This window comes from Arthrobacter sp. P1_B11, from assembly GCF_056406715.1.
The window spans coordinates 148,389-167,407 of the sequence record NZ_JBFTZQ010000010.1 but is presented as its reverse complement, the minus strand read 5'-3'; the positions used below and the strand labels follow the sequence as shown (position 1 = coordinate 167,407).

The 19,019-nt window shown below is 66.3% G+C and carries 18 protein-coding genes and 1 riboswitch; of the genes, 12 read left to right on the top strand and 6 right to left on the bottom strand.

The annotated features are described in order from the left end of the window. Positions 1–8 precede the first annotated feature (8 nt). Positions 9–2,666, bottom strand: coding sequence for an ATP-dependent chaperone ClpB (clpB, locus tag AC1D14_RS11030; protein WP_230119783.1), 2,658 nt, complete (start codon positions 2,664–2,666; stop codon positions 9–11). A 229-nt stretch (positions 2,667–2,895) separates the two neighbouring features. On the opposite strand from clpB, the gene AC1D14_RS11025 reads away from it, so the two are divergent. Then, entirely contained in the window at positions 2,896–3,231 is a 336-nt protein-coding gene (locus AC1D14_RS11025) for a YciI family protein (RefSeq protein WP_476968477.1), read from the top strand. Between the two features lie 416 nt (positions 3,232–3,647). Beyond that, entirely contained in the window at positions 3,648–4,535 is an 888-nt protein-coding gene (locus tag AC1D14_RS11020) for a metallophosphoesterase (RefSeq protein ID WP_230119785.1), read from the top strand. A 16-nt stretch (positions 4,536–4,551) separates the two neighbouring features. Here the strand turns inward: AC1D14_RS11020 and AC1D14_RS11015 are convergent, their stop codons facing one another. Beyond that, entirely contained in the window at positions 4,552–5,460 is a 909-nt protein-coding gene (locus AC1D14_RS11015) for a glycoside hydrolase family 16 protein (protein ID WP_476968476.1), read from the bottom strand. Positions 5,461–5,724: 264 nt separating this feature from the next. Here AC1D14_RS11015 and AC1D14_RS11010 point away from each other — a divergent pair, with 264 nt between their 5' ends. The 9 genes from AC1D14_RS11010 to AC1D14_RS10970 all read left to right on the top strand — a co-directional run bounded on the left by AC1D14_RS11010 (position 5,725) and on the right by AC1D14_RS10970 (position 15,240). Then, on the top strand, positions 5,725–6,588 hold the full coding sequence (locus AC1D14_RS11010; RefSeq protein ID WP_476881995.1) for a glycosyltransferase family 2 protein: 864 nt from the start codon (positions 5,725–5,727) through the stop codon (positions 6,586–6,588). A 1-nt stretch (position 6,589) separates the two neighbouring features. Next, a complete protein-coding gene (locus AC1D14_RS11005; RefSeq protein WP_476968475.1) occupies positions 6,590–7,588 on the top strand; it encodes a glycosyltransferase family 2 protein in 999 nt (332 codons plus the stop codon). Positions 7,589–7,648: 60 nt separating this feature from the next. After that, positions 7,649–8,749 (top strand): hypothetical protein, encoded by a 1,101-nt coding sequence (locus AC1D14_RS11000; protein ID WP_230119789.1) that lies wholly within the window; start codon positions 7,649–7,651, stop codon positions 8,747–8,749. A 1-nt stretch (position 8,750) separates the two neighbouring features. Then, positions 8,751–10,871, top strand: coding sequence for a glycosyltransferase (locus AC1D14_RS10995; RefSeq protein ID WP_230119790.1), 2,121 nt, complete (start codon positions 8,751–8,753; stop codon positions 10,869–10,871). Next, positions 10,868–12,823: a hypothetical protein gene (locus tag AC1D14_RS10990; protein ID WP_230119791.1), complete on the top strand. Its 1,956-nt coding sequence runs from the start codon at positions 10,868–10,870 to the stop codon at positions 12,821–12,823. The genes AC1D14_RS10995 and AC1D14_RS10990 overlap by 4 nt, the downstream gene beginning before the upstream one ends. Then, on the top strand, positions 12,813–13,187 hold the full coding sequence (locus AC1D14_RS10985; protein WP_230119792.1) for a hypothetical protein: 375 nt from the start codon (positions 12,813–12,815) through the stop codon (positions 13,185–13,187). Before AC1D14_RS10990 ends, AC1D14_RS10985 begins: the two co-directional genes overlap by 11 nt. Then, a complete protein-coding gene (locus tag AC1D14_RS10980) occupies positions 13,187–13,357 on the top strand; it encodes a hypothetical protein (protein ID WP_230119793.1) in 171 nt (56 codons plus the stop codon). Before AC1D14_RS10985 ends, AC1D14_RS10980 begins: the two co-directional genes overlap by 1 nt. Positions 13,358–13,455: 98 nt before the next feature. After that, positions 13,456–14,196: a polysaccharide lyase gene (locus tag AC1D14_RS10975; RefSeq protein ID WP_230119794.1), complete on the top strand. Its 741-nt coding sequence runs from the start codon at positions 13,456–13,458 to the stop codon at positions 14,194–14,196. 162 nt (positions 14,197–14,358) lie between these two features. Next, on the top strand, positions 14,359–15,240 hold the full coding sequence (locus AC1D14_RS10970; RefSeq protein ID WP_230119795.1) for a DUF4031 domain-containing protein: 882 nt from the start codon (positions 14,359–14,361) through the stop codon (positions 15,238–15,240). 28 nt (positions 15,241–15,268) lie between these two features. Here the strand turns inward: AC1D14_RS10970 and AC1D14_RS10965 are convergent, their stop codons facing one another. From AC1D14_RS10965 to AC1D14_RS10950, 4 genes are read right to left on the bottom strand one after another with little or no spacing between them, the layout of a single operon-like run. Next, complete coding sequence (locus AC1D14_RS10965; protein ID WP_476881993.1) at positions 15,269–15,760, bottom strand: SRPBCC family protein; 492 nt, start codon at positions 15,758–15,760, stop codon at positions 15,269–15,271. A gap of 47 nt (positions 15,761–15,807) precedes the next feature. Then, positions 15,808–16,209 carry a YccF domain-containing protein gene (locus AC1D14_RS10960; protein ID WP_230119797.1) on the bottom strand — a complete coding sequence of 134 codons (402 nt, stop codon included), beginning with the start codon at positions 16,207–16,209 and terminating at the stop codon, positions 15,808–15,810. Beyond that, positions 16,209–17,438 (bottom strand): MFS transporter, encoded by a 1,230-nt coding sequence (locus AC1D14_RS10955; RefSeq protein WP_476968474.1) that lies wholly within the window; start codon positions 17,436–17,438, stop codon positions 16,209–16,211. The genes AC1D14_RS10960 and AC1D14_RS10955 overlap by 1 nt, the downstream gene beginning before the upstream one ends. Before the next feature lie 7 nt (positions 17,439–17,445). Then, on the bottom strand, positions 17,446–18,042 hold the full coding sequence (locus AC1D14_RS10950; RefSeq protein ID WP_476881991.1) for a phosphoribosylanthranilate isomerase: 597 nt from the start codon (positions 18,040–18,042) through the stop codon (positions 17,446–17,448). Positions 18,043–18,191: 149 nt separating this feature from the next. Between AC1D14_RS10950 and AC1D14_RS10945 the strand changes: the two genes are divergently transcribed. Continuing rightward, positions 18,192–18,860 (top strand): HutD/Ves family protein, encoded by a 669-nt coding sequence (locus AC1D14_RS10945; protein ID WP_230119800.1) that lies wholly within the window; start codon positions 18,192–18,194, stop codon positions 18,858–18,860. A gap of 83 nt (positions 18,861–18,943) precedes the next feature. After that, positions 18,944–19,010: riboswitch (guanidine-III (ykkC-III) riboswitch) on the top strand. Positions 19,011–19,019 lie beyond the last annotated feature (9 nt).

The following is a 19,019-nucleotide window of genomic DNA, read 5'->3' as shown; positions in this document are numbered from 1 at the left end:
GGCGGCGACTAGCCCTTGCGGCGGACCGAAAGGCCGCTTCCGGCGGGAGCGCCGCCACCGGGTCCTGCCATGGCCTCGAGCCCCTCAATGGTGAGTTCGTCGACGTCGGCGGCCGTGTCCACAAGCACAGTGTCGCCGTCCGCGATTCCGCCGGCGAGGATGGCCTTGGCGAGGCGGTCGCCGATCTCGCGCTGGACCAGCCGTCGCAGCGGGCGGGCGCCGTACGCCGGGTCGAAGCCGGACATCGCCAGCCAGGCGCGGGCACTGTCGGTCACTTCGAGCGAGAGCCGCCGCTCGTAAAGCCGGCCGGACAGCTCTGCCACCTGCAGCTCCACGATCCTGGCGAGTTCGTCCACTGTCAGGGGGTCGAACAGCACCACCTCGTCCAGCCGGTTCAGGAACTCCGGCTTGAAGGACGCGTTCACCGTAGCCATCACGGCATTGCGTTTGGCCTCGGCGTCCAGGATGGGGTCCACCAGGAACTGGCTGCCCAGGTTGGACGTCAGCACCAAAATCGCGTTGCGGAAGTCCACGGTGCGGCCCTGGCCGTCGGTGAGGCGGCCGTCGTCGAGCACCTGCAGAAGGATGTCGAAGACCTCCGGGTGCGCCTTTTCAACCTCGTCGAGCAGCACTACGGAATACGGCCGACGGCGGACGGCCTCGGTCAGCTGACCGCCTTCCTCGTAGCCCACGTAGCCGGGGGGCGCCCCCACGAGCCGCGCCACGGAATGCTTCTCGCTGTACTCGGACATGTCGATCCGCACCATGGCGCGTTCGTCGTCGAACAGGAAGTCCGCGAGCGCCTTGGCCAGTTCGGTCTTGCCCACGCCGGTGGGGCCGAGGAACAGGAAGGAGCCGGTGGGGCGGTTCGGATCGCTGATGCCGGCGCGGGCGCGGCGGACGGCGTCGGACACGGCGGCCACGGCCTTGGACTGGCCGATCAGGCGCCTGCCGAGTTCCTCCTCCATGTGGAGCAGCTTCTGGCTTTCACCCTGCAGCATGCGGCCGGCGGGGATGCCGGTCCAGGCCGAGATGACCTCGGCGATGTCGTCAGCAGTGACCTGCTCCGCCACCATCTGACCGGACTTGTCCGTGACGGCGGCCTCGGCTTCTGCGGCGGCGTTCAGTTCGCGCTCCAGCGCCGGAATCTCGCCGTAGAGTACGCGCGAGGCGGTCTCGAGGTCGCCTTCACGCTGGGCCTTGTCCGCGGCGGACCGAAGCTCGTCCAACTTGGCCTTCAGGTCTCCCACGCGGTTCAGGCCTGCCTTCTCCGCCTCCCAGCGGGAGTTCAGGGCGGCGAGTTCCTCTTTCCTGTCCGCCATGTCCGCGCGCAACGCGGCAAGACGCTCCACCGAGGACGCGTCCTTCTCGTTGGCGAGGGCCAGCTCCTCCATGGTGAGCCTGTCCACCTGTCGGCGCAGCTGGTCAATTTCCTCCGGCGCGGAGTCGATCTCCATCCGCAGCCTGGAGGCGGCCTCGTCCACGAGGTCGATGGCCTTGTCCGGCAATTGGCGCCCGGAAATGTACCGGTTGGAAAGCGACGCCGCCGCCACCAGCGCGGAGTCCGCGATGGCCACCTTGTGGTGGGCCTCGTAGCGCTCCTTCAGGCCGCGGAGGATGCCGATTGTGTCATCCACGCTCGGCTCACCCACGTACACCTGCTGGAAGCGGCGCTCCAGAGCGGGGTCCTTTTCGATGTTCTCGCGGTACTCGTCAAGCGTGGTGGCACCGATCAGGCGCAGCTCGCCGCGGGCCAGCATGGGCTTGAGCATGTTGCCGGCGTCCATGGAGCTCTCGCCCGTGGCGCCGGCGCCCACCACGGTGTGGATCTCGTCGATGAACGTAACGATCTGGCCGTCCGAGTTCTTGATTTCCTCCAATACGGCCTTGAGCCGCTCCTCGAACTCGCCGCGGTACTTTGCACCGGCCACCATGGACGCGAGGTCCAGCGCGATGAGGGTCTTGCCGCGCAGGCTTTCCGGCACGTCGCCGGCCACGATCCGTTGGGCCAGGCCCTCGACGACGGCCGTCTTGCCCACGCCGGGTTCGCCGATGATCACGGGGTTGTTCTTGGTGCGCCGGCTCAGCACCTGGATGATGCGCCGTATTTCCGTATCGCGGCCGATCACCGGGTCCAGCTTCCCGGAGCGGGCCATGGCGGTCAGGTCCGTACCGAATTTTTCCAGGGCTTGGAACGTGTTTTCGGGATCAGGGCTGTTGACGGTGCGGTCCCCGCGCACCCCGGGCACCGCGGCGAGCAGCGCTTCGTGGGAGGCGCCGGCGTCGCGCAAAAGCTTTCCGACGCCGTCGCTCCCGGCCGAAAGGCCCAGCAGCAGGTGCTCGGTGGAGACAAACGAGTCCCCGAGCCTGTCCGCCTCGTTCTGCGCGGTCTGGATGGCCTGCAGGGCCGTGCGGGACAGCTGCGCCTGTTGGACGGAGCTTCCCGACGTTGCGGGCAGTTTCTTGATGGCCGTGCTGGCCTGCACGCTGACGGCATCCGCGTCCGTCCCGGTGGCGCGGAGCAGGGCGACGGCGACGCCGTCCCGCTGGTCCATCAGCGCCTTCAGCAAGTGGGCCGGCTCCACCTGGGGATTTCCGGCCGTTGACGCGTTCATGGCTGCCGCAGAGAGAGCCTCCTGGCTCTTGGTGGTGAATTTGGCGTCCAAAGAGAGCTCCTTCCGGGATGCGATTAAGTAAATTGAGTCTAATACGCTCAACTTTGCCAAAAGACGCTGAGAGGTCCAAGTTTGCCCACAGCGAACGGCCCTTTCGGGGCAGATGAACTTCGGGAAAACCATCGCCCTTGAACTGTATCCCTGCCACCGGAATCCCCCTAGGATCGACCCGTGACCAGCGATGATGGTTTCATCAGCACACTCGAGAAGAGGACCTGACATGACGAAGTTTGTTGTTCTTTACAACGCCCCGCAGTCGGCACAAGCGCAAATGGCTGAGAGCACCCCCGAGGCCGCCCAAGAAGGCATGAAGGCCTGGATGGAGTGGGCCCAGCGGGCGGGTGGCGGCATCGTGGACATGGGTAATCCGCTGGGCGCCGGCAAAGAGGTCAGCGCCACCGGAACCTCCGACACCAGCACGAACGTGGGCGGGTACGGCATCCTTCAGGCAGAGGACATGGACGGCGCCCTGGCCCTGCTCGAGGGCCACCCGCACCTGATGATGCCCGGCGCCAACATCCAGGTCTACGAGGCCCTCGACATCCCGGGCAGGTAACGGAGGGAGGCGACGCGGGATGACGGGCGAAGCCTCTGCTATGGCCTAAGCTGCGCAGCCGGCGTTACTCTGGGGCCAAGCAGTTGTCGCGCTATCGCCTCGGGCTGATCCGCGTCATCAGGTGCCGTTCTGTGATGTGAGGGATCATGACTGGACCGTCCACTCCGCGGAAGCTGGCAGGACGGGTTCCGGCCGCCGTCTTGGCCTTGGCGTTGCTCCTGACCGGGTGCCAGCAAGACCCGCCGCAGCCCCCGCCGTCGAGCCCGCCACCCACAACCGGTTCGCCGGGAACATCGAGCCCGCCAGGGCCTTCCCCGACCGCAACATCGCGGCCGACCGAAACACCAAGCCCCAGCGCAACGCCCACTCAGTCGGAGCCGGCAGAACCCTCTGTCCACTTCACGGCGCAAGGCGACGTGGGCCTCGGCGACGGGGCCCGGCGCGTTCTGGACACCATTGCCGGGCTCCGGCCGCAGCTGAATCTCGGACTGGGGGATTACTCCTACGAGGCCGGGCTCGAGCAGGAGTTCTGCGACATGGTCACGGGTAAACTGGGCTCCGATTTTCCCTACCAGGTCGTCACGGGAAACCACGAAAGTGATGGCCACGACGGCGACATCCAGAACATCGTCAGGTGCCTGCCCAACAAACTGCCGGGCCTCCAGGGGGACTACGGCACGCAGTGGTACGTCGATGTCCCGGAACGGAACCCCCTGGTGCGGTTCGTCATGGTGTCTCCCGGCATTGACTTCCACGACGGAAAAAACCTGGACTATTCAAGGAACAGCGAGCGCTGGCGCTGGACCGCGGCGGCCCTGGACGGAGCAGAGTCGAAGCGGATTCCCTGGACCGTGGTGGGTATGCACGCACCCTGCCTCAGCGTGGGCAAGTACGAGTGCCAGCCGGGCAAGGACTTCATGAACTTGCTGGTGGACAAGAACGTTGACCTGGTGCTGACGGGGCATGAACACACGTACCAGCGGACGCACCAGCTCCGCATCGGTGTTCCGTGTGCCAATGTCGTGCCCGACGCTTTTTCGACAGGCTGCATTGCTGATTCCGATCAAAGCATGGTCCACGGTGCCGGAACGGTTTTCGCAACTGTGGGCACGGGCGGGGTGGGCTTCTACGACGTGCACGGCGACGATTCCGAAGCCCGGTACTTTGCCGCCATGGCGGGCAGAAACCGCGATGCGGCACTGGGCACCCTGGACGTCACCGCCACGGCAGGCCGGCTCTCCGCCAGGTTCGTCCCCGCCGAAGGCTACAGCTTCACAGACGACTTCACCATTGAACGGAAGTAGTTCTTACCACTCCCCCTCAGCCGCGTTTCCAGACGGCCACCCAGTCCACGGATACGTGTCCCGCCGTCTCGGGCTCCGGGCATCCCCGCAGGCAGGACTCAGTCTGAAGGATGTAGTGCATGGGGGTCGTCGGCGTGCTCTCCGTTCCTGCTCCGAGTGAGCGGCCGTCGAGGAAAAACTCGACCTTGCCCGGGCTCCACTCCATCGTGGCGACGTGCCACGTCTCGAACGTTGCCTGGGAGTCGAACAGGTCTTGGTCCTGCGGGTCTTTGCCCATTTTGTGCACGGCACCGTAGAACGTCTTGGAAAGGTCGCCTTCAGGGAAATCGACCTCGCCGTCCCGCGGCCACGCCCCGCTGTCCGGCCACAGGAGCCACGCTGTCTTGAAGCCCGGCAGGGAATCGGCCTTGAAGCGGACCGAATACCTTCCGTAGAGCAGGCTGTTGGCCCGGTGCGGGTTCGAACTGTCATTCGGGATCTTGGGTGTGGGCGCGGCGCCCATGGAGACGCCGTCCTCGGAATGGAGGTACCAGTCCAGGGTCCCGTCCTTCACGCTCAGCACCTTGGACGGGTAGTAGCCCGATTTCGTTCCCGTCTGTCCCGCCGTGTCAGGGGTCCCGTCCTTGTATCCCTCGCTCCACATCTGGCCGTACGCATCGCCCGGGAAACTGCCCACGGGAACGTTGCCCTTGTCGAAGTCCTCGAGGAACACCTGTTTCCAGCCGGGCAGGTCACCCACCGGCAGTTTGCTGATGAGGGGGTCGACAGGGGGCAGCTCCCCGAGCGGTAACCGCCGGGCTTCGTTGGCCACGGATCCGCATCCGGCGAGCATCACCATCGCCGCGAGCGTGGCCAGGCTCCGGAGGCCGTAACGGCGCCGCCGGCCCCGGCGCGGACGGATGCTCCACTGGGCTGAGAAAAACATGCGGCAAGTCTGGCACCACGAACTTCACGCTTCCTAGGATTTAGCGACCCCCAAAACTGGGGGTTGCGCCGATCCCGGCGTTCATCGACCCCCAAAAGTGGGGTGACCCCAAGGAACCCCAAGGTTTTCCCAAGTTGATAAATAAAACATAAACGAGGGGGAGTGCACGCAAGTTGCCTCCGACGCAGCAGCAAACGCTTTGGTCTACTTCCCGGGAGACCGGGAAGGCTGCTGCGGGTTGGCAAAGGCATACAACTCCATTGAGTGGTGAGGCTAGTGACCATCCCTGTTCTTGTTTCCAGTCTGCGCGCAGACTTACCTGCTCCATCGCCCTTGGCTTCGGTCAGCGTGGTTATCCCCACCCTGAATGAGGCCAAGAATCTTCCTTGGGTCCTTCGACGAATGCCCTCCTATGTAGACGAAGTGGTGATCGTCGACGGCCGTTCCCTGGATAGCACAGTAGACGTCGCCCGCGCCCTCCGCCTCGACGTCGTGGTGGTTTCCGAACCGCAGGCCGGCAAGGGCTTCGCGGTGCGGGCCGGCCTGGCCGCAGCCTCCGGCGACATCATCGTCATGCTCGATGCAGACGGGAGCATGGACCCCCAGGAGATCGGCTGGTTCGTTTCCCCGCTTCAGCACGAATTCGACTTCGTCAAGGGTTCCCGCTACGTCACGGGCGGAGGTTCCGAGGACATCACGTTGCTTCGCAGCACCGGCAACCGGGCGTTGACCGGCCTGGCCAACCTCGTGCTCCACAGCGATTTCTCGGATCTCTGCTACGGCTACATCGCGATGCGCCGTGAGTGCCTGCAGATCCTGGAGCTCCAGTCTGAGGGCTTCGAGATTGAGACGGAACTGATTGTCCGCGCCTCCAGGGCCGGGCTGCGGATCGCAGAGGTCCCCAGCAACGAGCTCAACCGCATCTCCGGCAACTCGAACCTCCACACTTTTCGCGACGGCTGGCGCGTCCTCCGGACCCTTGCCCGCGAGTGCGTCGGGTGGGAGGCGCCCACGGCTGGCGCCCGGCCGGAGGCACTCAGGCGCGTGAAGTACAAGTACCCAAGCATTTCCCTTCCTCACATTCCAACCGATCCCCAGACTGTCCTGGGCCTCATGGCGGGCGACTAACATGCATCATACTGAGGGCTTGCCGGCGGTTTCCGTCGTGATCTGCTCCTACACGGAGGATCGCTGGGACCTGCTGATGTCAGCCGTTGAGTCTGTCCGGGGCCAGTCGGTTCCGCCGGAGCAGACGATTGTGGTTGTCGACTACAACATGGACCTCTACAAGAGGCTCATTTTCACGGTGTCGGACGTCGTGATCCTGGAAAACACCGGCCCAAAGGGCCTGTCCGGGGCACGCAACACGGGCGCCGCCGCCGCCACCGCCGGCATCGTTGCCTTCCTGGACGACGACGCCCAGGCGGCACCGGACTGGCTGGAACGCCTGACGGCGCTCTACGACGACCACGATGTCCTGGCGGTGGGCGGACGAGCCGTTCCCGTGTGGGAAAAGGGGCGTCCGGGCTATTTCGCGGAGGAGCTCGACTGGATCGTCGGCTGCACCCACCGGGGGATGCCAAGGGTGGCCGCGGAAGTGCGCAACGTGATCGGCGCGAACATGTCATTCCGCTCCGAGGTACTGGACGTCGTGGGTGGCTTCAACACCTCCCTGGGCCGACAAAATTCCTTGCCGCTCGGCTGCGAGGAAACGGAGATCTGCATCAGGGCGGTCATCGGCACGCCGGGCGCCCGTGTTGTGTACGAACCCGCTGCCCTCGTGCATCACTTCGTTCCCGCCCAGCGCGGCACCTTGAACTACATGCTGCGGCGCGCCTGGTCCGAGGGCATTTCCAAGGCACAGGTCAGCAAGATTGTCGGGCACAAGCGGGCACTCGGACCGGAACGGCGCTACGTCCGGCAGATTCTGCCCCGTGCGGTGTTCGTCGGCATCAGGGATCGGGTCCAGGGCAAGGATCCGGCGGGCCTGGGCCGCGCCATGACCATCATCGCCGTACTGGCCGTCACCACCTGCGGGTACGTCCGCGGGCGGCGCCTGCCAGCAGCCCCCATAGACGCGGAATCGAAGCAAAACGGAGCACGACCCAGCTGGAGGGAAGTCAATTGATTTGCATTAATCCAAAACACAGCCACGCCTTAACCGCCACGCCAGCCGGAAGCGCAGATCATGAGCCAGTCTGAGCGCAGCGTAACGAAGGAATCGGGTGCGCCCGCAGGCGCCAGCTTTGATGTCCACGGTCTCGTGGGTATCGACGTGGCCCCCGGCACTCCCGGCGAATCGCAATTGCGGGACATGCTTGGCCCGTTTCTCGGCGGATCCCACGCGCCACTCCGCCTGCATGTCAGCGGAGAGATGACGGCGGTGACAGACCAGTCGCACGCCGAGGATGCCTACCGCTTCACGGCAGACTCGCTCTACCTTCCCGCGGACCGAGTACAGATCATCGAAACCCGTGACGGCTATGCCGTTCAGGGCAACGGCGAGCTGCTGACGGCTGTCATCCCGCTGCTCGACGCCCTCTGCATCAGGGAGAACGCCGCGATGATTCATGCGGCCGTGGTGGACTACCGCGGTTCCGGAGTTCTGCTTCCTGCGTGGGGCGGTGTGGGCAAGACCAGCACGGTGGCCAAGCTGGTGGCCAAACCCGGGGTGCGCTTCATGGCCGATGACTGGGCCTTCCTGGGTTCCGACGGCATGCTCATGGGGTACGCGAAACCGATGTTCCTCAAGCCCCACCACAAGACCATCTACCCGGACATGTTCAGTGGTGCCCGCAAGCCGCTGGCGCCGGGCTGGCTCACCAATTCAGTGGCCCGGCTTGCCACCGCGGTGCACCCGGTGATCGTGAGATATCCAAAGACGGCGGCCTTCACCCGCCGCTGGTCCCCTGAACACAGGATGGTGCATCCCGAGGAGGTTTTCGGCCCGGGCCGCATCTCATCGGGGGCGCTTACCAGGCTGGCGATCTTCCTTGAACGCTTCGACGGTTCCGATGCGCGGTTGGAAACACGCAGCACCGAATGGATGACGTCGCGCATCGTGGGGAACTTCCATTCTGAGCTGCCCATGGTTTCGCGGCGGCTCGTGGAGGCTTTGGGCGCTACCGGCCTCGTTCCTCTGGAGGAGTACTTCGCCCACAAGGCAGCAGTGGTGCGGCAAGCCCTCGACGGCGTCCCGTGTTCCCTGCTGCGGATCCCCGCCTCGTGGTCCGCGGACCGGACCTCCGATTACGTTGCGAACCTGATCAGCTCAAAGCTGGAGGAGTGAGATGAGGCGCCACGTCAGCGATCTTGAAGTATCGGTGGTGGTTCCCGCGCGCAACGCCGCCCAGTGGCTGGCGGAATGCCTGGAATCCATCCGCAGCGAAAAGCCGCGCGAGATCATCGTGGTGGATGGCTGTTCTACGGATGACACGGCCGAGATCGCACGATCGTTCGGAGCGAGAGTCATTTCCGACGAGGGCCGCGGGCTGCCCGCGGCCCGGATGCTCGGCGTCGAGAACGCCTGCTGCGATGCCGTGGCGCTCATCGACGCCGACGTGGTTCTTCCGCCCGGTTCCCTGGGCGGCCTGCTGGACGAGTTCAAGGCCGGCGGCTACGACGGGCTCCAGTTCGGCCTCGCCAGCGAATCCGACGGTCCCGGATATTGGGGGGCGGCCCTGGCCTGGCACCACAACCACAGCCGGGTCCGGTCGTGGTTCGGAGTCTGCGCCACCCTGATGCGCCGGAAAGTACTGATGTCGGTTGCCTTCGACGACACCTTCCGCTCGGGCGAGGACATCGAGCTGAGGATACGGCTGGAGGAAGCCGGCTACCGGCTGGGCGTCTCCAGCACCACGGTAGTGCGGCACCGCTTCATCGACACGTTCGACTGCGCCCGTGACCAGTGGCTCCAGGACGGCGCCGGCCTGGCACGGACCATCCGCAAGCACCCGGCCCGCGCCGGCTGGCTTGTGGCCCTGCCGCTGCTGGCAACGGTCCGCGGGGTTGGCCTGTCGCTCCTGCACGCGCCGCGCTTCCTGCCGTATTGGGCCGGTTTCCTCCTGTACAACTACCGCTCGATGTTCGGCGAAATCCTCCGCCCGCCAGGCGCCGGCCTCTCCGTCGGCGGAAATGCCGCGTGGCTGACCGCAGCGCGGGTGGCACCGATGGTCACGGGGTTCCTGTTCTGGGCGCTCGCGGCGCTTGCGATGCCGCCGGCGGAAATCGGGATGGGCTCCGCCGTGGTTGCCGCGGCCCTGCTGACCGTGCAGCTCGGGATGCTCGGCGTCGGGCCGGCCACGCTCACCCTTCTTCCGGCACAGTCCGACGGCGGACGCCGCCTGATCGCGAGCAGCCTGCTGACAGTGGGGGTCGCGTCGGTGGTTGTTGCCGGCGCAGTGGCCGCAGTGACGCACGCGCTCGGCGCGGGCGTTGGTGAAGCCTGGAACGACCCCGCAGTCACCATCATTTTCATGGCAACCGCGCTTTTCGCGGCCTCCGCCTATCAGCTGGACCACGTGGGAGTGGCGCAGGAGCGCGCCGACCGCACCCTGGTCCGGAGTCTGGCCCAGAGCCTGGTCCAGCTGGCGTTCCTTGGAATTTCCCTGGCGGCAGGCGCCCGCGAGCTGACGGTTGTGGTGGGAGCGGTGGCGGCCGGTGCCCTGGCCAGCGTGCTCGTAGGACTGCGCCAGCTCCGCCAGGCCAGCACCTCCCCGGACTGGAAAGGCGGGTTCCGGTTTGGCCCCGCCGTGAAGCTGCTGAAGCCGGGGCTTCCGAACCACGCACTGATGCTCGCGGACCGCGCACCCGGTTACCTGCTGCCGCTGATCGTCGCTGCCACGCTCGGAACCTCGGCGACAGCGTCCTGGTACATCGTGTGGATGATGGCGTCGGCGGTCTTCTTTGTGCCGCAGTCCGCCGGGTTCTCGCTTCAGACCGCCCTGGCGGGCGACCGGTCGAAACCTGGCCTCGTGTCCTCGGCTCTCAGAAGCAGCCTCGCCCTCACACTGGCAGCCGGAGCCATCCTGCTCCTGGCCGGCCCCTACCTCCTCGGTTTTCTGGGCGCGCAGTACGCGGCCGCCTGGACACTGCTGCCAGTCCTGGTGCCAGCCCTGCTTCTGAGCTGCATCACTCAGGTCTACTTCGGCCTGTGCCGCGCGCAGGGCCGTCTCGTCGAAGCCACGGCAGTAGCCGTTCTGGCCGCCGTGCTGGTGGTGGCACCCGCCGCCGTTGTGGCCCAGCAATATGGCCTCACCGGCGTATCCGCGCTCTGGTCCGCGGCCCAGGCGGCCGCAGCGCTGATCGCCCTCTGGCGCCTGAGGAATCTCACCTCGGCCACGCCCGCCGCTGAACCGGCCCAGGTTCCGTCAGCGGCACTCAACCAGCCGACTGGAATCGAGCAACCATGACACCCGAACCCACGCCGACCGCCCCTCCGGCACCCGCGCCCCACCGGCACGCCGAAACGAAGCATGGCGGCACCAAACATGGCGACGCAAAACACAGCGAAATCAAGCATGCCGAAACCAAGCACAGCAGTGCCAAGCACGGCGGCACGGTTCCACCCGCCGTCGTCCATCATGAGCCGTCACCGCCCTGGAAGTTGGCAGCGCTGGCAGCCTTGGCCGCGACTGCCCTTGCCCTCGGCATCTGGAGCCTGCTGAACGTCGATCCGGAGCGGATTGGCGGGACCGGGCTCATTGAGGCGTTGCCGCCGGCCTTCTTCGTGGCCCTGGCCCTCAGCCTGACGGGCTTTGTGGCCACCCTGAATCTGCGGCGGCACACGCCGGCGCTTCTGGCCGGGCAGGTCCTGGTCATGGTGGTCATCCTGCATTCCGCCGACCCCATCATCCATGGCCTGCCGCGGCTCGAGGCCAGCTACCGCCACCTGGGCATTGCAGACCACATCGCAAAGTCCGGGCAGCTGGATCCGAACCTCGACGCCTACTTCAACTGGCCGGGCTTCTTCGACTTCCTGGGGCTGGTCTCCGGAGCAACCGGTGTCAAGGACCTGATCGGCGTCGCCACCTGGGCCCCCCTGGGAATCAACCTGCTGCTGCTGGCGCCCCTGCTGGCCCTGGCAACAAGGATCACCTCCCAGCCCCGGCAGGCCTGGGCCGGCGTCTGGATCTTTTTCCTCACCAGCTGGGTGGGGCAGGACTACCTGTCCCCGCAGGCCTACGCCTTCCTGCTGCTCGTCACGCTGCTTGCCTGTGTGCTGAGTGCGTTCAGCGGCTGGGCGTGGCCCACCGGCACCAACAGGTTCACCGCATCGCTGGCGCGCGGCGTATCGAAGCTTGACCCGACCGTTCCGCACCAGGGCATGGCGAGTCCTCCCCCGGCCGACGCAGCCGTGCTGGTAGTGGTGTGCGCGGGCTTCCTCGTCGCCATGACCGCTTCGCACCAGCTCACGCCGTTCGCGGTCATCCCGATCCTGGCGGTCTTCCTCCTGAGCGGCCGGCTCCGACTGCCTTTCCTTCCCCTCCTCGCGGTCGCACTGCCGCTGGCCTGGCTGGTGTTCGTGGCCTCGGCTTACTTCGAAGGCCACCTGAGCCAGCTCTTCGGATCGTTCGGTGACGTCCAGGCCAACACGCTCGGTGCCGTCACCCAGCGCGTCTCCGGCAGCGATTCCCATGTGCTGGTGGTCTACATTCGCCTTGCCGAGGTGGCATTTGTGTGGATTCTGGCCGCACTGGGCGCCTTCATGGCCCACCGGCGGCGGACAGCCTGGCTCACGGCGGCGCTCGGGGCTGTGGCGCCGCTGGCGCTGATTCCCGGCCAGCCCTACGGCGGCGAACTGCTTCTCCGCCTGTACATGTTCAGCCTGCCGTTCGCGGCCTGCCTGGCGGTCCTCACCCTCATCCCGGACCGGAACGGCACCCCGGGCTGGCGCAGGGCGCTCGCCCTGCTGCTCCTCGGCTCGGTCCTTGCCACGGCCACAGTGGTTACCCGCTATGGCAATGACAGCATGGAAAAATTCACCCAGGACGAAGTTTCCCTCGTCAACCGCCTCTACGCCACGGCACCGAACGGCTCAATCCTGATCGAGGCCATACGAAATACTCCGTGGCAGTTCCAAAAATACGCCGAGTATGACTACCGGGCACTCCTCGCGGCCCAGCCAAGGACCAATCCGGATCCTCTGACCTGCGATGCGAGCAACAGAATCGCCCAACGGTCGGGCGCCTACCTGATCGTCACAACCAGCCAAAAACGCGCCGCGGATCTTCTCGGCACCACTCCCCCCGGCGATCTCGACCACTTCATTGCGACGTGCGGCACCAGCCCCGGCTGGTCGAAAGTCTTCGAAAACGCCGGCGGCGTGGTCTTCCACATCAAAGGAGCAGGCAATGGCATTTGATCAAAAATACGCAAGCTACGCTGTGGCCGCCGTGGCCGTGGCCGCGATACCCCTCTCATTCGTCGGCCCCGAAGGACTCCGGCTGGTGGTGATCGGCCTGTTCCTGCTCGCGGGACCGGGAACAGCCCTGGTCATGCTTCTGCGGTTCGGATCCCCGGACCAGGTGGAGAAGCACAGTACTCTCCCGCTGGCCATAGCAATCGCGGTCGCGTCCAGCCTGGCGCTTTCCACCATTGTGGCCACCGCCATGGTCTTTGCGCGGATGTGGTCCCCGCCTGTGGCCGTGCTCCTGCTGTCACTCATCACCCTTGGCCTCCTGGCGCTCGGCGCCAAGCGGTCCCGTGAAGCCCTGGTAGGTGCATAATGCTCATCTTCCTGACGGGATTTGCCACCGTCGTGACCCTGGTCACGTGCGACGTCCTCCGCATCAGGCGGCCGGACACACCGCTTCCGAAAGCCGCAATCTACACTGCTGCAGCTCTCCTTTCCCTGATCTGCGTTTCGCTCGTGGCACGGCTTATCCAGCTGTTTTAAAGCATTTCGCACCCGGCGCGGCCTAACTAGCTGCAGGGCCGGGACCGCCGTAGGGGACCGGTAATCCAAGACCCGAACAAGATAGTGAGGACACAGAAATGAGCAAGCTTAAGAAACTCGGCACCATTGGCAGCCTCGGGGTGATCATTACCGGCGGGTTGGTCTTCGGTTCCGCGCAGGCGGCCAGCGCGGTCACCTGCCGCACGCCACAGACCACTCCAACCAGCAGCACGATCACCGGAACGACGGTCGCAGCCACCAGCTTCGAAGGATCCCTCTCGCCGTTCCTTCCGAGCACGGCGGGGACGGGCACAGCCGCCGTCAGCAGCACCACGGACCATGTCGGCCTGTGTTCGGCCAAACTGCACGTGACGGCAGATTCCGGGTCCGTCGCATTGATGTCTTTGCCTCTGGCAGCCGGGACCAAGACAGCCGGCGTGGACGGCTGGTTCAATGTGACCACCGCCGGGCTCGCCGGAAACGACGTCCCCTACATCCGGTTCTTCTCGGGCGGCACGCGGATTGCGGATATCTACCGCTACAACAGCAACGGGCAGCTCTGGCTCCGCGTGACGGGCCCCAGCGGGACGTTTACTTACACGAAACTGAAGTCCTCCACCATTCCGCTGAACACCTGGCACCGGGCCACGATGCAGGTCAGGGCCAACGGCAGCACCTCCACGATCAAGGTGTGGTTCGACGGTCTCCAGGAATTCTCCAGCACCGCACAGAACCTGGGCGCCTCGAGTGTGAGCGCCGTGCAGCTCGGAGCCGAACACTCCCGCCAGATGGGAGATGAATACATCGACGACGTCGTGGTCAAGCGGTCCAGCTCATAGCGCCGGCCCGACCGACCCGGACGTGCAGTACGAAGCGTCCTTCCGCGCACATTCGTCCTTCCGCGCACATTCCAGAACGGCAGGCGGCTACCGGCCGCCTGCCGGGATCACCGGGGCCCTTGGGCGCGGGATCCCGATGGCCCCGGGGACTAGACTTCCTCCATGGCCGTTTACCTGGATCCGCCTCTCTGGCCTGCGCACGGAACACACTTCTCGCACCTGATCTCGGACTCCTCGCTGGCGGAACTGCACGCCTTCGCCGCAGCGGCGGAGATCCCTGAACGGGCCTTCGACGGCGACCATTACGACGTGCCCGAGCGGCGCTTCGACGACCTGGTGGTGGCAGGCGCCATTCCCGTGGAGGCACGGGTCCTGGTCCGGAAACTCATTGCGAGCGGACTCAGGATCCCCGCCCGCGAGCGCAACAAATCCCTGAAAGTTCCGCTGCTGAACCGCTGGAACGCGGTGATGCCGGGCCACGACGCCCTCTTCCTGGACCTTCTGGACCGCTGGAGCGAAAGCCACCGCCGCTACCACGGCTGTACCCATCTGCTTGCGGTTCTTGAGGCCCTGGACCTGCTCACCGGACCCGACGAACCGCCGCTCACAGTGCTCCTCGCAGCTTGGTTCCACGACGCCGTCTACCAAGGCATCGCCGGCCAGGACGAGGAGGAGTCGGCCCGGCTCGCCGAAGTCAGGCTTGCCGAAGCAGGCCTGCCCGCGGATGACGTCGCCGAGGTAGCGCGGCTGGTCCGCCTCACCTCCGACCACCGGCCGGCATCCGGGGACGACGGCGGCGCCCTCCTCTGCGATGCGGACCTGTCAGTTCTCGGCGGCGAACCCGAGTCCTACGCCCGCTATGTGGCCGCCGTCCGGGAAGACTACGCGCACATTGGCGACGCTGACTTCGCGGCCGGCAGGACCGCCGTCGTCCGCCAGCTGCTCGCGCTCGATCCGCTGTTCCACACCGGCCGCGCCCGCACGCTGTGGCTGGACGCCGCCCGGCGGAACCTCCGCAGCGAGCTCGACACGGCGGGCCGCTGAGCGCAGGCGCGTGCCGGACTGTGGGCGGTTAGCCGTCAGTCCTGACGTGGCTTGCCAGGCGGTCGAACGCCTCGCCCCAGCCGGCGCCGTGCCCGTCCCGGCTTTCCACTGATTCGAAGGGGCCCTGCGTGAAGGTCATCCGGGTGCCGCCGGGCTCTTCCTCGAGTTCGACGGCCACTTCCGTTTCGTAGCCGCGGGTGCCGTCCTCGTTGTCCCAGGCATAGGTGAATTCGAAGACGGCAGGCGGGTCGATCCGTGTGTGGATGCCGCTCCACCACAACTTCTCGCCGGTCTCGTCCTTGATCATGCAGGCCCGGTACCGGCCGCCTACTTCGAAGTCCGTCTCGATGGTCTCCCGCGGCGTGTGGAATCCGTGCGGCCCCCACCAGGACGGCGCCTGGTCAGGATCGGTCAGGGCGGACCATACCCGGCTGGCCGGGGCCTCGAAGTGGCGGGTGATCACCAGCATCGGTTCCTCGGTGGGCGTGCTTTTCGATCTGGTGGTCTGGGCTTCAGACATATGGCTCTTCCTCACTTTCCGTGGGGCTGCATGAACTGTTGAATCGGTCAGCGGTAGCTGCTGACGAAGGGCGTGTTGGTGGGAACGATCTGCTTGCCCAGCGGCATGAGGGAGACCGGGATGAGCTTGAGGTTGGCGATGGCCAGCGGGATTCCGATGATGGTGACGGCCATGGCGAACGCCGTCACCACATGCCCGATGGCGATCCAGATGCCCGCTACGAGCAGCCAGATTACGTTTCCCAGCAGGGCGAACACACCGTTTCCTCCCGGCTTGTCCACCACCATGCGGCCGAACGGCCAGAGCGTGTACGAGGCGATCCGGAACGACGCGATGCCCCACGGGATGGTGACGATCAGGAGGCAGCAGACCACGCCGGCAAGGAAGTAGCCAATCGACAGCCAGAGGCCGCCGAACACCAGCCAGATGATGTTGAGAAGTGTCTTCATCAGTCCATTCTGCCCCTCGAAGAGCTGTTGGAGCCTCGGGGTCCGCCCTGATTTAACCCTGAACTGACCGACCTTGAACGCAACGTGGGGATGCTGGCAGCCGCAACGAGCAGCGCGAGCACGCCGAGGCCGAGCGGGAGTCCGGCCAGGGTGGCCACTCCTCCGAGAAGGAGAGGTCCGCCGGCGTCGCCGAGTTCGCGCCCGAGTTCGGCTGAGCCCATGGTCCGTCCCATCCGTTCCGGCGGAGTGGCGTCCGCCAGATGGGCAAAGCCCAATGGGGTGGCGGCGCCCACGCCGGTGCCTATCGCTGCCGCAGCCACGAAATCGGTGACGGGAGACGGGGCGATCGCCAGGAGGGCGGCCCCGGCTGCGGTGAGCAGCAGGCCCGCCCGCATGCCGACGGCGTCGCCGATCCGGTGCCGGTCACGAAGCCGACCTATCCGGGGCTGCACCAGCACCGAGGCGACGGCCAGCACGCTGACAGCTGCCGTGCCCGCCAGCGGATCGAGCCCGTCCCTCACGGCCAGTGCAGGAAGGAATCCGATGGCTGCCCCCATGGCCCCCATGGAGGCCGCCAGCGCCAGGGTTGGCACCAGGAAGCTGCGCTCGGAAACCTGCCGGGCCAGATCCAGCACGGTGTAGCGCCGGCGCGGGAGCGGCGCAAGGTGCGGCACTGCCGCCATGACCCACACAGCGGTGCCCGCGGCCAAGACCGAAAGCACCGCGAACAGCAATGCGAAACCGCCCGCCAGGATCAGGCCGGCACCCAGGAGTGGTCCGATCACATAGCCCAGGCTCTTCCACGAGCCGTATCTGCCGAACACCGTTCCGGCGCTCTTGCCCGCCGTCAGCCGAGCCACCATGGCCGAGGAGGCCGGCGAGAACGCCGAAGCCGCGGCGCCCTGCCCTAGGCGGGCGAGGCCAAGCAGGAGCGGATCCGCGGCCCAGAGGCCGATCAGCGAAAGAACGGCAAAGCCCAGCAGGCCGCCGACAATGACCGGTTTGGCTCCAACCCTGTCGCTCAGCACCCCGAAAACGGGCTTGAGAAAGACTTCGGAGACGTCATAGACAGCGAGCAGAACGCCCAGATTCAGCAGGGTCAGGCCGATGTTTCCGCTCTGCGCGCCCAGGCCCGCGGCAACGCTGTGGGCTCCAAAGGCCGTAACGAAACCCGCCGCATACAGCGGGGCCAAGGGCGCCTGGGCAATCACAGCCGGAGAGGAGCCCACGCCGTTGTCAGGCTTTCGCGGCCGTCACGAACGCGCGGATTTTCGCCAGGTCCTTGACGCCCCGGGACTTCTCGACGCCGGAGGAGACGTCCACGCCCCACGCCCCCGCCGCTTGGGCCGCTTCTGCGACGTTTGCAGGGTTCAGCCCGCCGGCGAGGAGCCAGTTCCGGCCATCGAGGCCCTTGGTGCGCATGGAGCCGTAGTCCCAGCTTTCGCCTGATCCGGGGACGGCGGCATCGACCAGGAGCAGCTCCTCGCCCCAGCTCCCGAACGCGTCCGGGGCGTCATCCATGGTGACTGCCCGGATGACCTTCATCCCGGCGTCATGCGCTGTCTTTACGTCCTCGGGGGTGCGGCGGCCGTGAAGCTGGATCCATTCCAGGCCGGCCGCGCGCGCTATGGCCACGGCGTCCCCGGCCGGTTCGTGTCGGAAAACGCCGATGGCGGCGACGCTTTCGGGAACGCTGCGGAGCAGCTGCATGACCTGCGCCGGGGAGACAACCCTGGGGCTGGCGGTCAGTACGAAGCCCACCGCATCCGCTCCGGCCTCCACTGCCTCCCGGATCGATTCAGGCGTACTCAACCCGCACACTTTGACGAACATTCACCGGCTCCTTTGGTTGATGTGTCCCCCAGTTGCGTGGTTTCACAGCGCTGACTTTACGCGGGCCACCACCCGCGGGCAACGAAAGACCCGGCAACGTCCAGCCGGTTGGCTGCCGTGCCGGACGCCGCCCCGGCTAGGCTGGGCGGATGGAGATCATTCGCTTCGCAGACCTCAGACCGCAACCGTGGCGCAACGGCGGCGGGGTGACCCGGGAGCTGGCCAGCCATCCCCTGGCCGCCTCTGCACAGGACGGCGCCTGGGACTGGCGAGTCAGCATCGCCGACGTCGCCGAAGCCGGCGATTTCTCGTCCTTCCCCGGCATGGAGCGCGTGCTGACGGTCATCGACGGTGAGCTCCTGCTGCTGACCGTCGACGGCGGCGAACATCCGCTCGAGAAATACCGGCCCTTCCGCTTCTCCGGCGAAGCGGCGGCCTCCGGCGCGTTGCCCACGGGTGACATCCGCGACCTTAACGTCATCGCCCGGACCGGCGCTTTCAAGGGGTACACGTCCATTGTGGAGCTCTCCAAGAAGCGGGCACATCCAGTATTTGAGGGGCAGCTTGGCATCCTGCTCCAAGGCCAGGCGACGGTCAGTCCTGGCACGGAACCGGACGATGCCGGCCCGGAAGCCGGTCCGGGTGACGCGGAGCCGCTCGGCCGCTACGACGCCGTGGTCGGTTCAGACGCGCGGACGCCTGAAATCCTGGGACGCGGGTTCCTGGCCGTGGTGTCCATCGATGCCGTGTCCCCCGACGCCGGATCCAGCAATGCCGGATCCCGCGGCTCAGCGTCCACCGGCCCGGTCGTAGGCTAGCCACCCGCCCCGCTTGGTCAATCAACCCAGCTGGCCAATCAACCCAGCTGGCCACCCGCCGTCGTGCGTTGCTAGGCTGAAACACAAGGTCCCGTTCGGCGGACCTCCGGACGACGGTTCAGTACCCGGCACGCGACAAGACTGGCCAAAGGATCTGTC

Bases quoted from the DNA above. Each gene is read 5' to 3' on its own strand.
- AC1D14_RS11025 (WP_476968477.1), top strand. From the start codon at position 2,896: ATGACGAAGTTTGTTGTTCTTTACAACGCCCCGCAGTCGGCACAAGCG.
- AC1D14_RS11015 (WP_476968476.1), bottom strand. From the start codon at position 5,460: ATGTTTTTCTCAGCCCAGTGGAGCATCCGTCCGCGCCGGGGCCGGCGG.
- AC1D14_RS11005 (WP_476968475.1), top strand. From the start codon at position 6,590: ATGCATCATACTGAGGGCTTGCCGGCGGTTTCCGTCGTGATCTGCTCC.
- AC1D14_RS11000 (WP_230119789.1), top strand. From the start codon at position 7,649: ATGAGCCAGTCTGAGCGCAGCGTAACGAAGGAATCGGGTGCGCCCGCA.
- AC1D14_RS10995 (WP_230119790.1), top strand. From the start codon at position 8,751: ATGAGGCGCCACGTCAGCGATCTTGAAGTATCGGTGGTGGTTCCCGCG.
- AC1D14_RS10990 (WP_230119791.1), top strand. From the start codon at position 10,868: ATGACACCCGAACCCACGCCGACCGCCCCTCCGGCACCCGCGCCCCAC.
- AC1D14_RS10985 (WP_230119792.1), top strand. From the start codon at position 12,813: ATGGCATTTGATCAAAAATACGCAAGCTACGCTGTGGCCGCCGTGGCC.
- AC1D14_RS10980 (WP_230119793.1), top strand. From the start codon at position 13,187: ATGCTCATCTTCCTGACGGGATTTGCCACCGTCGTGACCCTGGTCACG.
- AC1D14_RS10975 (WP_230119794.1), top strand. From the start codon at position 13,456: ATGAGCAAGCTTAAGAAACTCGGCACCATTGGCAGCCTCGGGGTGATC.
- AC1D14_RS10970 (WP_230119795.1), top strand. From the start codon at position 14,359: ATGGCCGTTTACCTGGATCCGCCTCTCTGGCCTGCGCACGGAACACAC.
- AC1D14_RS10965 (WP_476881993.1), bottom strand. From the start codon at position 15,760: ATGTCTGAAGCCCAGACCACCAGATCGAAAAGCACGCCCACCGAGGAA.
- AC1D14_RS10960 (WP_230119797.1), bottom strand. From the start codon at position 16,209: ATGAAGACACTTCTCAACATCATCTGGCTGGTGTTCGGCGGCCTCTGG.
- AC1D14_RS10950 (WP_476881991.1), bottom strand. From the start codon at position 18,042: ATGTTCGTCAAAGTGTGCGGGTTGAGTACGCCTGAATCGATCCGGGAG.
- AC1D14_RS10945 (WP_230119800.1), top strand. From the start codon at position 18,192: ATGGAGATCATTCGCTTCGCAGACCTCAGACCGCAACCGTGGCGCAAC.